This window comes from Streptomyces botrytidirepellens (assembly GCF_003721215.1).
In the GTDB taxonomy this organism is placed as follows: Bacteria; Actinomycetota; Actinomycetes; order Streptomycetales; family Streptomycetaceae; genus Streptomyces; species Streptomyces himastatinicus.
In genome coordinates, this window is the sequence record NZ_RIBZ01000871.1 from 14797 (window position 1) to 28732 (window position 13936).

General features: G+C 69.5%; 12 protein-coding genes. 6 read left to right on the plus strand and 6 right to left on the minus strand.

The genetic code is table 11. From position 1 onward, the window contains the following. Nucleotides 1–38 precede the first annotated feature (38 nt). Nucleotides 39–3896 carry a GH92 family glycosyl hydrolase gene (locus EEJ42_RS47315; protein ID WP_123108330.1) on the plus strand — a complete coding sequence of 1286 codons (3858 nt, stop codon included), beginning with the start codon at nt 39–41 and terminating at the stop codon, nt 3894–3896. A 286-nt stretch (nt 3897–4182) separates the two neighbouring features. On the opposite strand, the gene EEJ42_RS47320 is transcribed toward EEJ42_RS47315, so the two are convergent. Further along, nucleotides 4183–4488: a hypothetical protein gene (locus EEJ42_RS47320; RefSeq protein ID WP_123108331.1), complete on the minus strand. Its 306-nt coding sequence runs from the start codon at nt 4486–4488 to the stop codon at nt 4183–4185. Nucleotides 4489–4653: 165 nt separating this feature from the next. Between EEJ42_RS47320 and EEJ42_RS47325 the strand changes: the two genes are divergently transcribed. From EEJ42_RS47325 to EEJ42_RS47335, 3 genes are read left to right on the plus strand one after another with little or no spacing between them, the layout of a single operon-like run. Beyond that, nucleotides 4654–5508: a helix-turn-helix domain-containing protein gene (locus tag EEJ42_RS47325; protein ID WP_123108332.1), complete on the plus strand. Its 855-nt coding sequence runs from the start codon at nt 4654–4656 to the stop codon at nt 5506–5508. Between the two features lie 13 nt (nt 5509–5521). Beyond that, on the plus strand, nt 5522–5791 hold the full coding sequence (locus EEJ42_RS47330; RefSeq protein ID WP_123108333.1) for a DUF397 domain-containing protein: 270 nt from the start codon (nt 5522–5524) through the stop codon (nt 5789–5791). 38 nt (nt 5792–5829) lie between these two features. Further along, nucleotides 5830–6600, plus strand: a complete 771-nt coding sequence (locus tag EEJ42_RS47335; protein WP_123108334.1) for a PIG-L deacetylase family protein — start codon at nt 5830–5832, stop codon at nt 6598–6600. 88 nt (nt 6601–6688) lie between these two features. Here the strand turns inward: EEJ42_RS47335 and EEJ42_RS47340 are convergent, their stop codons facing one another. The 4 genes from EEJ42_RS47340 to EEJ42_RS47350 all read right to left on the minus strand — a co-directional run bounded on the left by EEJ42_RS47340 (nt 6689) and on the right by EEJ42_RS47350 (nt 9531). Continuing rightward, nucleotides 6689–7309, minus strand: a complete 621-nt coding sequence (locus EEJ42_RS47340) for a LysE family translocator (protein ID WP_123108335.1) — start codon at nt 7307–7309, stop codon at nt 6689–6691. 245 nt (nt 7310–7554) lie between these two features. Further along, the gene (locus tag EEJ42_RS54360) at nt 7555–7953 is read right to left on the minus strand and encodes a hypothetical protein (RefSeq protein WP_342778420.1); all 399 of its coding nucleotides are present in this window, start codon (nt 7951–7953) and stop codon (nt 7555–7557) included. Beyond that, nucleotides 7950–8459 (minus strand): hypothetical protein, encoded by a 510-nt coding sequence (locus EEJ42_RS54365; protein WP_342778421.1) that lies wholly within the window; start codon nt 8457–8459, stop codon nt 7950–7952. The genes EEJ42_RS54360 and EEJ42_RS54365 overlap by 4 nt, the downstream gene beginning before the upstream one ends. A 73-nt stretch (nt 8460–8532) precedes the next feature. Continuing rightward, the gene (locus tag EEJ42_RS47350) at nt 8533–9531 is read right to left on the minus strand and encodes an NAD-dependent epimerase/dehydratase family protein (RefSeq protein WP_123108336.1); all 999 of its coding nucleotides are present in this window, start codon (nt 9529–9531) and stop codon (nt 8533–8535) included. A gap of 74 nt (nt 9532–9605) precedes the next feature. On the opposite strand from EEJ42_RS47350, the gene EEJ42_RS47355 reads away from it, so the two are divergent. Continuing rightward, the gene (locus tag EEJ42_RS47355; RefSeq protein ID WP_123108340.1) at nt 9606–10493 is read left to right on the plus strand and encodes a GNAT family N-acetyltransferase; all 888 of its coding nucleotides are present in this window, start codon (nt 9606–9608) and stop codon (nt 10491–10493) included. Nucleotides 10494–10568: 75 nt separating this feature from the next. Here the strand turns inward: EEJ42_RS47355 and acnA are convergent, their stop codons facing one another. Further along, nucleotides 10569–13286: an aconitate hydratase AcnA gene (acnA, locus tag EEJ42_RS47360; RefSeq protein ID WP_123108337.1), complete on the minus strand. Its 2718-nt coding sequence runs from the start codon at nt 13284–13286 to the stop codon at nt 10569–10571. A gap of 358 nt (nt 13287–13644) precedes the next feature. Between acnA and EEJ42_RS47365 the strand changes: the two genes are divergently transcribed. Then, on the plus strand, nt 13645–13936 hold a 292-nt coding region (locus EEJ42_RS47365), incomplete at its 3' end, for a LysR family transcriptional regulator (protein ID WP_148082243.1).

The following is a 13936-nucleotide window of genomic DNA, read 5'->3' on the forward strand; positions in this document are numbered from 1 at the left end:
CAATCGACAACGTTGTCAGACTCGTTGAGAGGCTGAGTATGCGACAGAGACGGCTCAGACGCAGACCTCAGGCAGGTCGAGCGGCCGCCTTGGTGGCGGCCGCTCTGCTGGTGGTGACCGCCCAGGGCGCGGCGGCCGCCGTTCCGCGCGGGCCCGGAGCCGCCGCGGACCGCGCCGCGACGGAGTTCGCCTCGTCCTTCGAAGCGGACGATCCGCAGCCCGACTGGCGCAACACCGTCGAGACCACCCCGGGCGGCGGGAAGAAGGCCGACGGCGTCGACGGCGGCTACACCTCCGGCATCCCGGGGAACGTGACCGACAAGGTCACCGCCGTCCGGGCGAGCGGCGAGTACGCCGACGCGGGCGAGACCAAGGAGAACCTGGTCGACGGTGACGTCACCACCAAGTGGCTCGCGTTCGACAGGACCCCATGGCTCGAATTCGACCTCTCCGAGCCCGTCGACGTCGTCCGTTACGCCCTCACCTCCGCCAACGACGCCCCGGAGCGCGACCCGGCCGACTGGACGCTCAAGGGCTCCGCCGACGGCTCCGACTGGACCACCCTGGACACCCGCAAGGACCAGGTCTTCGACAAGCCTCACCAGACCAGGGAGTTCTCCGTCGAGGGCGCCGCCGCCTACCGCCACTTACGCCTGGAGATCACGCGCAACAAGGGGGCGGACGCCACCCAGCTCGCCGAGACGCAGTTCGCGAACAGCGACACCAGCCCGCCCGCCCCCGCCGACATGCGCAGCCTGGTCGACCGGGGCCCGTCCGGCTCCCCCACCGCCAAGGGGAACGCGGGCTTCACCGGCACCCACGCCCTGCGCTACGCGGGCACCCACAAGCCGGACGGCCGGGCGTACTCGTACAACAAGGTCTTCGACGTGAACACGGCCGTCACCCGCGACACCCTGCTCTCGTACCGGATCTTCCCGTCGATGGCCGAGACCGATCTGAACTACCCGGCCACCCACGTCTCCGTCGACCTCGCCTTCACCGACGGCACCTACCTCAGCGACCTCGCGGGCGCGGTCGACCAGCACGGCGCCCGGATGAACCCCCAGGGGCAGGCGGCCTCCAAGACGCTGTACGTCAACCAGTGGAACCACAAGGAGTCCCGGATCGGGGCCGTCGCGGCGGGCAAGACGGTCGACCGGATCCTCGTCGCGTACGACTCCCCCGAGGGCCCGGCGAAGTTCCGCGGCTGGGTGGACGACATCTCCCTCGCCCCCAAGGCGCCCGAGAAGCCCCTGAAGCACCTCTCCGACTACGCGGTGACCACCCGCGGCACCCACTCCAGCGGCAGCTTCTCGCGCGGCAACAACTTCCCCGCGACCGCCGTCCCGGGCGGCTTCAACTTCTGGACGCCGGTGACCAACGCCGGCTCGACCGACTGGCTCTACCAGTACGCCCGCGCCAACAACGACGACAACCTCCCCACCATCCAGGCGTTCAGCGCGAGCCACGAGCCGAGCCCCTGGATGGGCGACCGGCAGACGTTCCAGGTGATGCCGTCCGCCGCGTCCGGCACCCCGGACGCCTCCCGCACCGCCCGCGCGCTCCCCTTCCGCCACGAGAAGGAGACCGCCCGGCCGTACGGCTACGGCGTGACGTTCGAGAACGGCCTCAAGGCCGAGATCGCGCCCACCGACCACGCGGCGGTCATGCGCTTCACCTATCCGGGTGAGGACGCGAGCGTCATCTTCGACAACGTCAACAACGACGGCGGGCTCACCCTCGACCCCGAGCACAGCGTCGTCACCGGCTACTCCGACGTCAAGAGCGGAGGGTCCGCCGGCGCCACCCGGATGTTCGTCTACGGCGTCTTCGACGCACCCGTCAGCGCGAGCGGCAAGCTGCCCGGAGGCGGCGGCAAGGACGTCACCGGCTACTTCCGCTTCACGCCCGGCAAGGACCGTACGGTCACCCTCAGGATCGCCACCTCCCTCATCGGCGTCGACCAGGCGAAGACCAACCTGGAGCGCGAAATAGCCGCCTCGACGTCCTTCGAGCAGGTCGAGCGGCGTGCCCAGAGCGCCTGGGACGACATCCTGGGCCGCATCGAGGTCGAGGGAGCCAGCCGCGACCAGCTCACCACGCTCTACTCCAGCCTCTACCGGCTGTACCTCTATCCCAATTCCGCTTTCGAGAACACCGGGACCGCCCGGAAGCCGCGCTACCAGTACGCGAGCGCCTTCTCCCCCGCCGCCGGGGAGAACACCCCGACCCGCACCGGCGCGAAGATCGTCGACGGCAAGGTGTACGTCAACAACGGCTTCTGGGACACCTACCGCACCACCTGGCCCGCCTACTCCCTGCTGACGCCGAAGCGCGCGGGGACGATGGTCGACGGCTTCGTCCAGCAGTACAAGGACGGCGGCTGGATCTCCCGCTGGTCCTCCCCCGGCTACGCCGACCTCATGACCGGCACCAGCTCGGACGTGGCCTTCGCGGACGCGTACCTCAAGGGCGTCCGCTTCGACGCCGAGGCCGCGTACGAGGCGGCGCTGAAGAACGCCACCGCGGTGCCGCCCTCGTCGGGCGTCGGCCGCAAGGGCATGTCCACCTCCCCCTTCCTCGGCTACACCAGCACCGAGACCCACGAGGGCCTGTCCTGGGCGCTGGAGGGCTACCTCAACGACTTCGGCCTGGCGAAGATGGGCCGCGCCCTGTACACGAAGACCAAGAAGCCCCGCTACAAGGAAGAATCCGACTACTTCCTCCACCGCGCCCAGAACTACGTCACGCTCTTCGACGACAAGGCGGGCTTCTTCCAGGGCCGGGACGCCGCCGGGAAGTGGCGCGTGCCCTCCGACAAGTACGACCCGCGGATCTGGGGCTACGACTACACCGAGACCAACGGCTGGGGCTACGCCTTCACCGCCCCGCAGGACAGCCGGGGCCTGGCCAACCTCTACGGCGGGCGCTCCGGCCTCGCCAAGAAGCTCGACACCTACTTCTCCACCCCGGAGACCGCCTCCCCCGAGTTCAAGGGGTCGTACAGCGGCGTCATCCATGAGATGACCGAGGCCCGTGACGTCCGGATGGGCATGTACGGGCACAGCAACCAGGTCGCCCACCACGCCACCTACATGTACGACGCAGCCGGGCAGCCCTGGAAGACCCAGGAGAAGGTCCGCGAGGTGCTGTCCCGCCTCTACACCGGCAGCGAGATAGGCCAGGGCTACCACGGCGACGAGGACAACGGCGAGCAGTCCGCGTGGTACATCTTCAGCGCGCTCGGCTTCTACCCCCTGGTGATGGGCGGCTCCGAGTACGCCATCGGCTCGCCGCTGTTCACCAAGGCCACGGTGCACCTGGAGAACGGCCGCGACCTGGTCATCAAGGCGCCGCGCAACAGCCGGTCGAACGTCTACATCCAGGCCCTGAAGGTCAACGGCAAGCCCTGGAACTCCACCGTCCTCCCCCACTCTGTGCTCGCGCGGGGCGGCACGCTGGACTTCACGATGGGCGCCAAACCGTCGGCGTGGGGCACGGGCGCGAAGGCGGCCCCGTCCTCCATCACCCAGGACGACAAGGTGCCGACCCCGCGCCGCGATCTGACCGTCCCGAGCGGTGGCACGGCGCTGTTGGACGACACGTCGGGTACGGAGGCGGCGTTCGAGTCGGCGACCCTGCCGGTTGAGGATGCGGGCCGCGCGGTCCAATACACCCTCACCTCCGCCGACCACACCAAGGCCCCCACCGGCTGGGTCCTCGAAGGCTCACGAGACGGTGAGAAGTGGCAGCCCCTGGACCGGCGCTCGGACGAGTCGTGGTCCTGGGACAAGCAGACCCGCGTCTTCTCGGTCCGCGCACCCGGCACGTACGCGCACTACCGCCTGGTGCCGGACGGCAAGTCCACCCTGGCCGAGGTCGAACTGCTCGGCTGAGCGGTTGCGTTGGGGGCCGCGCCCGTTACGCGCAGGCCCGGCCCCCTTCCGCGCCGTCTCGCCTGCGGCGCAGGGAGCATGCGGCGGCCCGGGGCCCGGGTTCCGCACCGTCGCCGTCCGGCGGGCCGGACGGGCCGCCCGCTGGCCGCATATGAACGAACCGACGGCGCATACTCACCGCAAGCGCGACGACGGCCCGCCGGACGGCAACGGCGCGGGGCCGGGCCCCCGCCGCATGCTCCATCGCCGAAGGCGCGAGACGATGCCCGCAGGCCGACAGCCGGTCTCAGGCCGCCTCGGCCCGCTCGAAGGTGGGCGCCGTGGGCGCGGCGAACCATACGATCCGCGCGGTGATCCCCTTCTCCCGCCCGAACCACCACGTCGCTCGTTCGGGTGAAGTGAGGCTGAGCCGGTGCTGCCCGTTGGCGGTGACCACGTGCGCGCTCCCGTCCTCGTACGCCAACCCCCACGCGGCGATCTCACCGTCCAGAGCGCCAGGTTCCACCTCGTACTGCACGGCGACGGCGAAGACGCGGGGCACCTGATCGAGTGCGAGGTCGCAGAGTTCTTGGTCGAAGTCGAAGGCAGCCATGGAAGTCTCCCGTCAGGAAGGGGAATTGGGCCATGCACGTACGGTGACGTGGTTCACACCGTAGCGTGAAACATGGACTACATCCCAGACTTTCAGCGCATGAAGCCCAATGCCCCCCGATAGGGTGACACCACCACGTCCAAACCCCGCAGGGAGAGATCGCTCATGGCGCCGACCAAGTACCCGCCGACCGTGCGACAGCGGCGCTTGGGCGCGGAGTTGCGACGGCTCCGCGAACGAACCGACCTGTCCGCTACCGACGCGGGTCGCCTCTTCGGCGCCAGCCAGTCACGCGTCAGCAGCATCAAGGCAGGGCGCTACGCCGTGAGCGCCGACCGGGTCCGACACTTGGCGAGCCTCTACAACTGCGCGGATCAGGCGCTGATCGAAGCCCTCGTGGAGATGACTGGGAGACAGACCCGAGGCTGGTGGGAGCAGCAGCGAGAGGTCCTGCCCGCCGGACTACTCGACCTGGCCGAGCTGGAGCACCACGCCACCTCCGTGCGCGTCGCCACAATGATCCACGTACCGGGCCTTCTACAGACCAGAGACCACGCCCGAGCGCTCTTCGACTCGACGGTCCCACCTCTTCCACCGCACGCGGTGGAACATCGCCTCTCGCACCGGATCAAGCGGCAGGGAGTCCTGCACGAGGGCAAGCCGACCCCGCTGACCGCGATCATTCATGAAGCTGCCCTACGGATGGGCCTCGGCGGTCCGGCCGTGGCCCGCGCCCAGCTTCAACACCTCATCGAGATGAGCGAACGCGCGACCATCACCGTTCTGGTGATCCCGTTCGGCACGGGGCCACTTCCCGGCTCCGGCCAACCCATCAACCACTTCGGCGGCTCCATCCCACGACTCGATACCGTCCAACTCGACACCGATCACGGTAGCGAGCTACTCGACGCCGAAGCACACCTCGTGAAGTATCGGAGTGTGCTGGACCGCTTCGAAAGCTACGCCCTCAAGCCGACCGCGTCCCGCGACCTCATCCATCGCATCGCGCAGAGCATCTGAGAGGAAGCGCAAAGTGTCCGATCACGTCTGGCAGAAGTCGTCCTACAGCCACGAGGGGGCCAACTGCCTCTACGTCGCCAAAGTCCCAGCCGCCTGGCACAAGTCCTCGTACAGCCAGGAGGGATCAGCCTGCCTCAACGTCGCCGCTGCCGCCTCGCACACCATCGCGCTCCGGGAGAGCGACGAACCGGACGTCATCCTCACCACCAGCCCCGCTAGCCTCGGCACCTTCATACGCGCGGCGAAGGCCGGCACGTTCGACGGGCTCGCCCAGGACCGGTAGGGCGCGCCCTGCCACCCGCGAATGCCAGGATGGACCGCATGGCTACCGTCCTGGCATTCCACGCCCACCCCGACGACGAGGCCCTGCTGACCGGCGGCACGCTCGCCCGGCTCGCAGACGAGGGGCACCGGGTGGTGGTCGTGGTCGCCACGGACGGGCTGATGGACGCCGTGCCCACGGAGGCCGAGTCACCCCGCCTGCACGAACTGCGCACCAGCGCCGCCCTGTTGGGCGTCGACCGCGTCGTCCACCTCGGCTACGCGGACAGCGGGCACGGCCCGATCCTCTACCCCGACCCGCCGGACCGTCGGCGCTTCGTCCGCGCGGACACGGAGGAGGCCGCCGAGCGGCTGGCCACGATCCTCCGCGACGAGGACGCGGCGATGCTGCTCCACTACGACCCCCACGGCGGCTACGGCCACCGCGACCACATCAAGGTCCACCAGGTCGGCCGCCGCGCCGCCGAACTGGCCAAGACGCCCAGGGTGCTGGAAGCGACGATGCCGCGCGACACCGCCGAGCGCCTGGTCCGCCTGGCTCACCGACTGAGGATCCCCCTCCGCTTCACCCCCGAGGAGCTGAACACCCGCTTCAGCCCCCGGTCGGCCATCACCCACCGCCTCGACGTCCGCCGCTACGCCCGCCAGAAGCAGGCGGCCCTGGCGGCCCACCGCTCCCAGATCAACGGCACCGGCCGCTCAAGCGCCGTCTTCCGCAAGATGGTCCGCCTCCCGTCCCCCCTCTTCGGCTTGCTCCTCGGCCGAGAGTGGTACATCGACGTCTCCCCCGTCCGCTCCCCACAGCCCTAGCCCCGCGCTTTCACGAGGTGGGCAGTCCGGCAGGGGGTCAGAACACGGCCTGGTACGACCGTCATTCGTCCCGCCAATGCCCAGCGGCTCAGGCGGAGGCGAAGACGAGGGAGAGGCCGAAAGCCATGAGGATGGCGCCAATGGTTCGGTTGAGGGCCTTCTGGCGGCGGAGCATGCGGCTGCGGAGGGCGGGGGCGGAGAAGAGGCCGGCTGCGAGACCGAACCAGATCAGGTGGGCGAGGGCCATGAAGAGTCCGTAGCCGACCTGCTGGGCGAGGGGGGTGTCGCTGTCAACGATCTGCGTGTAGGTGCTGACGACGAAGAGCATGGTCTTCGGGTTGAGGGCGTTGGTGAGGAACCCGGTGCGCAGGGACCGCCGGCGGGAAGCGCGCGATTCCGTGTCGGCGGCCTCCGCCGTGGCGTTGATCTCGGCGCGGGCCGAGAACGTCTTATAGCCGATCCAGACCAGATAACAGGCACCGACGATCTTGACGACGGTGAACAGGGCGGGGGTCCTGGACAACAGCAGGCCCACACCGAGCATGGTGTACGTGACGTGGACCAGGACGCCTAGGCTGATGCCCACGGCGGCGAACAGGCCTGCGGTGCGACCGTAGAGGTAGCTGTTGCGGACGATCATGGCGAAGTCGGCCCCGGGGCTGATGACGGCCAGGACCGTGATGACGGCGACGGCGATGATCTCGGCCACGGGACCGACTCCTTGACTATGGCGCGGTGGTGAACATCAGGCGCGATGACGGTAGGTGATCACCAGGACGTCCCGGAGGCCGGGGCGGGATGAGTCGTCCTGAAGGACGGGGCTGACGCCGTGGAAGACGGTTTGGGGAACGTACGCGGGCTTCGCCGCACAGGACATCGCCGAGGAGCTGGCCCGCACCCCGGCGAAGGCTCGCTGAGAGTGAGCGGAGCGGAAGAAGCTGAGCAGTGCGGAGATCAGTCGAACAATTCCTCGACGCGAGAGGCGGTCACGGCCCGGTCCAGCCATGTGTCGAGGATGTCCAGATCTTTGCACGACTCGATGCGCTCACGCGTCTCGGCGGTGACCTCTAGCCCCCGAAGGCTGAGCACCCGCAGAACATCCTTTGCGCCCTTGGCGGCCTGGCCCTGAGCTTGCCCCTCAGCTTGCCCCTCAGCTCGAATCTCGGCGAATGCCCTCTGAGCGTGCTCGGAGCGGAAGAAGTTGAGCAAGGCGGACATCAGGTCCCTCCAGAGTTCTCGTGCCGGAGTGTCTCCGAGTCCGGCTTCGACAAGTTCGGCGTAGATCGTCGCCTGGTCGGGGTCGATGTGGTTGAGCGTGGTAGCCAGCGCCTTCAGTATCGCATCGGCGCTCACGCTCCTACTGTGTGTAATCGCCGAAAAGACAGCGAGCGGGACATCCCGTACCGCTTCCTTCGCTCGGTGATGAGCGGAGTGTTGCCGGGCCCGAGCACAAGCGGACGCACGGTCAGCGACGGATGGCTCGGTAGGCCCAGCGTGATGGGCCGAGCTGCCCAGCGAGCCGTGGCGTCGTCGGGGCAGAGCACGATCAGCACCGGCTGGTGCCGGAACTTCGCGTACATGTAGGAGAGGTAGTACGCCCAGGCCGCCGGTTTGTCCTTGTCCCGTCTGCTCTGCGACTCGATTGCGAACAGGTACGTGCCGTGCTTCTCGGTCTCGACCTGGAGCAGGGTGTCCACACGTCTCTCGACGGGCGCGATCTCGGTGAGGTCAGGGCTGACTACGAACGTCTTGCTCGTGTCCGGGAACGGAACGCCGAGCAGTTTTCGGAGTGCTCGGACGATGGCCCCGGTGTCCTCCTGGAAAATCCGGTGGAGGGCTTCGTGTGAGGAACTGACCATGCGGTGAACGCTAAAGACGCAGAGGCAAGTGCCGATGGCATTTGCCTCCACGCCACTCGAACGCATGAAGCCGCTATTGGCGTTGACGCTGGGCGGCCAGCACCTCCGCCTCCCGCTGCGGATCCAGCCCCACCCGAGGTCGGTCCGCACGCTGCGGGACCGCGCCACCCAAGCCACGCAGCCAGGCCCACGTATCGGTCACGGTGTCGGTGATGGGGCGGCACCGCAGGCCCGCCGCAGCCGCCTTCGAGACGTCGGCGCGGTGCAGCGTGTCGTGCAGTTCGCCCGGGGGGAGCCAGATCGGGAGGTCGGTCCAGGGGGCGATGTCGGCGGCGAGGATGCGGTCCGGGTCGGTCCAGTGGAGTTCGGCGGGCGAGCCGGTGGCGCGTACGCAGGTCTCCAGGAGTTCGCCCATGGTGGTGTGGCCCGGCGGGCTGACCAGGTTGTATGGGCCGCCGAGGCCGCGTTCGGCGGCGTCCAGGAGCCAGGTGGCCAGGTCGCGGGCGTCGATGTACTGCAACGGGAGGTCGCGCGGGCCGGGGGCGAGGACCGGGCCGCCGCGGGCGATGCGGGTCAGCCACCAGGGCAGGCGGCCGATGTTCTCGTACGGGCCGAGGATCAGTCCGGCCCGGGCCAGCAGGGCGCGGTCGCCGAAGGCGGAGAGGGCGGCGAGTTCGCCACCGCGTTTGGCCTGCGCGTAGTCGACGTCAACGGAGTCGGGGGACGCATCCACCAAGGGGCCGTCTTCGGCGAGTCCGGCGCGGGCCGGGTAGGTGTAGACGGAGCGGCTGGAGACGTAGAGATACGAACGGGCGCGGTCGGCGAGGAGCCCGGCCGCGGCGCGGACGGCCGCGGGGGCGCCGGACCAGGTGTCCACGACGGCGTCCCACTCGCCGTGTTCGAGGGCGGCGAGCCCGCCGGGCGCGATGCGATCGCCGTGCAGCGCGGTGGCTCCCGGCGGCGGGGCATGGCGGCCGCGGTGGAACACCGCGACCTCCCAGCCGCGGGCCAGGGCCGCCTCGGTGACGGCGCGTCCCACGAATTCCGTTCCGCCCAGCATCAGAAGTCTCATGACGAGGACTCTGCCCGCTCGCGGCAACGCGCGCCCGGTGGATTAGCCCTCAGCAGATCGCCATGATGGAGCGCATGATCCTCCGCCAGCTACGTGACACCGAGGAGGACGCCGAGGCGGTGAGGACCGTGGCCTCGGCCGCCTTCGACACCTCGCGCGCCCTGCGCGGCGAACCGGCGGCCGACTGGCCGCCCGACCGGCTCGCCCGCATCGACAGCCGCAACCGCCATCTGGCGCGGACCGATCCGGGCGGCTGCTGGCTCGCCGTGGACGACGTCGGGATGCCGGTCGGCACGGTGTTGTCCACGCGCCGCGAAGGCACCTGGGGGCTCGCGCTGTTCGCCGTGCTGCCCCGGGCCCAGCGACGCGGGATCGGCCGGGAGCTGATGGCCGCGGCGCTGCTGTACGGACGGGCCTGTCTGCGCGGGATCATCTGCGGGTCCCGGGATCCGCGCGCGGCGGCCACGTACCGACGGGCGGGCTTCACCCTGCATCCGGCGATGCGGCTGCGCGGCACCGTCGACAAGGAGCTGAAGACCCGGCTGCCGTCGCTGGACGGCGCTGTGCACGAGGGCACGGCGCGGCACCGGGACCTGTTGGACTCCCTGGACCGCCGCACCCGCGGTGGGGCGCACGGCCCCGACCACGAGGAGATGCTGCGCCACTCGCGGCTGCTGGTCGTCGACGAGCTGACCGGGAGCGGCTACTGCTACGTCGGCGCCGACGGAGACGTCGAACTGCTCGCCGCGACCTCCCGGCGACTGGCGGGCCGCCTGCTCACCGCCGCCCTGCTCAGCCTCCCGGAGGGCACGGAGGTGGCGGTGGAGAACCTGACGGCCGAGCAGGAGTGGGCGGTGGACGTCGGCCTCGCGGCGGGTCTGGAGCTGTCCAACGCGGGCTACGTCTGCCTGCGCGGGATGCGGCCGCCGTCCCCGTACATCCCCTCCGGCGCGTTCCTGTGAGGACACGCGCGGACGGGCCGCACCCCGATGCACAGGGGTGCGGCCCGTCCGTGACGTACAGGCGTCGCAGGCGTCTTACTTGCGGATCAGCGAGCGCAGCACGTACTGCATGATGCCGCCGTTGCGGTAGTAGTCCGCCTCGCCGGGGGTGTCGATGCGCACCTTGGCGTCGAACTCCACGTCGCCCGCCTTGACCTTGACGGTCTCCGGGATGCCGCCCTCGTTGAGCGCGGTGACGCCGGTGATGTCGAAGGTCTCCTCGCCGGTCAGGCCCAGCGACAGCGCCGAGGCGCCCTCGGGGAACTGGAGCGGGAGGACGCCCATGCCGATGAGGTTCGAGCGGTGGATGCGCTCGTACGACTCGGCGATGACGGCCTTGACGCCGAGCAGCGCGGTGCCCTTGGCGGCCCAGTCGCGGGACGAGCCGGAGCCGTACTCCTTGCCCGCCAGGATGACCAGCGGAGTGCCGGCCGCCTGGTAGTTCTGCGAGGCGTCGTAGATGAAGGAGACCGGCCCGCCGTCCTGCGTGAAGTCGCGGGTGAAGCCGCCCTCGGTGCCGGGCGCGATCTGGTTGCGCAGCCGGATGTTGGCGAAGGTGCCGCGGATCATGACCTCGTGGTTGCCTCGGCGGGAGCCGTAGGAGTTGAAGTCGCGACGCTCGACACCGTGCTCGGTGAGGTACTTGCCGGCCGGGGTGTCGGCCTTGATCGCACCGGCCGGGGAGATGTGGTCGGTGGTGACCGAGTCGCCCAGCTTGGCCAGGACGCGGGCGCCGGTGACGTCCTCGACCGGGCTCGTCTCCATGGTCATGCCCTCGAAGTACGGGGGCTTGCGCACGTAGGTGGACTCGGTGTCCCACTCGAAGGTGTTGCCGGTCGGCACGGGCAGCGCCTGCCACTGGGCGTCACCGGCGAAGACATCCTGGTAGGACTTGTTGAACATGTCCTCGCCGATGGCGTTGGCCACGACGTCGTTGACCTCGGCCTCGGTCGGCCAGATGTCCTCGAGGAAGACCGGCTTGCCCTCCTGGTCGGTGCCCAGCGCGTCCGTGGTGATGTTCACCTTCATCGAACCGGCGATGGCGTACGCGACGACCAGCGGCGGGGACGCCAGGTAGTTCATCTTGACGTCCGGGTTGATCCGGCCCTCGAAGTTCCGGTTGCCGGAGAGGACGGAGGTGACGGCGAGGTCGGCCTCGTTGACGGCCTTGGAGACCTCGTCCGGCAGCGGGCCGGAGTTGCCGATGCAGGTGGTGCAGCCGTAGCCGACCAGGTTGAAGCCGACCTTGTCGAGGTAGGGGGTCAGGCCCGCCTTGTCGAAGTAGTCCGTGACGACCTTCGAGCCCGGCGCCAGGGTCGTCTTGACCCACGGCTTGCGGGTCAGGCCCTTCTCCACCGCCTTCTTGGCAACCAGCGCGGCGGCGACCATGACGTACGGGTTGGAGGTGTTGGTGCAGGAGGTGATCGCGGCGACGGTGACGGCGCCGTGGTCGATCTCGTACGTCGAACCGTCGGGGGCGGTGACCTGGGTGGGCTTGGTCGGTACGCCGTTGGAGACGGCCGGGGCGTCGGAGGCCGGGAAGGACTCCTTGCCCGCCTCGTCCTCCTCCGCGTCGGGGACGTAGTTACGCACGTCCTGCGCGAACTGCTGCGCCGCCTCGGCGAGCACGATGCGGTCCTGCGGGCGCTTCGGACCGGCGATCGACGGGACGACCGTCGACAGGTCCAGCTCCAGCTTCTCGGAGAAGTCCGGCTCGGCGGCCGGGTCCAGCCACAGACCCTGCTCCTTGGCGTACGCCTCGACCAGCGCGAGCTGCTGCTCGCTGCGGCCGGTGAGCTTCAGGTAGTTGATCGTCTCGTCGTCGATCGGGAAGATCGCGGCGGTGGAGCCGAACTCCGGCGACATGTTGCCGATGGTGGCGCGGTTGGCGAGGCTCGTGGCCGCCACGCCCTCGCCGTAGAACTCGACGAACTTGCCGACGACACCGTGCTTGCGCAGCATCTCGGTGATGGTCAGCACGAGGTCGGTCGCCGTGGTCCCGGGCTTCAGCTCACCCGTCAGCTTGAAGCCGACGACGCGCGGAATGAGCATCGACACCGGCTGGCCGAGCATCGCGGCCTCGGCCTCGATGCCGCCGACGCCCCAGCCGAGCACGCCGAGGCCGTTGACCATGGTGGTGTGCGAGTCGGTGCCGACGAGGGTGTCCGGGTAGGCCTGGCCGTTGCGGACCATGACGGTGCGGGCCAGGTGCTCGATGTTCACCTGGTGGACGATGCCGGTGCCGGGCGGGACGACCTTGAACTCGTCGAACGCGGTCTGGCCCCAGCGCAGGAACTGGTAGCGCTCCTTGTTGCGCCCGTACTCCAGCTCCACGTTCTGGGTGAAGGCGTCGTTGGTGCCGAACTTGTCGGCGATCACGGAGTGGTCGATGACCAGCTCGGCCGGGGCCAGCGGGTTGATCTTCGCCGGGTCGCCGCCCAGCTCCTTGACGGCCTCGCGCATGGTGGCGAGGTCGACCACACAGGGCACACCGGTGAAGTCCTGCATGATCACGCGAGCCGGCGTGAACTGGATCTCCTGGTTGGGCTGGGCCTGTGAGTCCCACCCACCGAGCGCTCGGATGTGGTCGGCGGTGATGTTGGCGCCGTCCTCCGTGCGGAGCAGGTTCTCCAGCAGAACCTTCAGGCTGTAGGGGAGGCGGGCGGCCCCCTCCACCTTGTCCAGCCTGAAGATCTCGTACGACTCGTCGCCCACCTGCAGGGTGCTGCGGGCATCGAAGCTGTTCGCCGACACGACAGTCTCCTTCATGCATGAATTACGCGCGTACCACCGCAATGCTGCCGCGACATGCCCGCGCCGATCCGCTAAGGTAGGGCTAAGTTAGGTAACCCTTACCGGTGCGGCGCGACGGTGCGCCCGTCGACAGATATCTCGATGTCGAGATAACTCTAATACATGGCCCTCGCGGCGGGCAGCTCAGCCCTGCCATCGGGGCAGCGGGCCCGTGGCCCGCGAGGGTGTCATCGGTCACGGTGAGCAGGGGGCGCGGGAACCGCAGCGTTGGGTGGGGGTCAACGAGTGCCGGAGCGGTGCCCGCCGTGATGTCCGGAGACCTCATGAACGCCCCTTCCGAGCCGCGATACTTGTCCGCATGGATCCGCATCTGCTCCGCACCTTCGTCTCCGTGGCCCACTGCGGCTCCTTCTCCGACGCCGCCCACCAGCTCGGCTCCACGCAGTCGGCCGTCTCCCAGCAGATCGCGACCCTGGAAGCCGATCTGCGCACCCCGCTGCTGACCCGGCGGCCGGTGACGCTCACCACCGCCGGGGCGCGGCTGCTGGAGCACGCGGGTCCGCTGCTGCGACGGCTGGACGCGGCCCGGGCGGACGTCGAGCGGCCGGCCGGGCCCGCCGCCGTGCGGCTGGCCCTCGGCGCCTCACCGC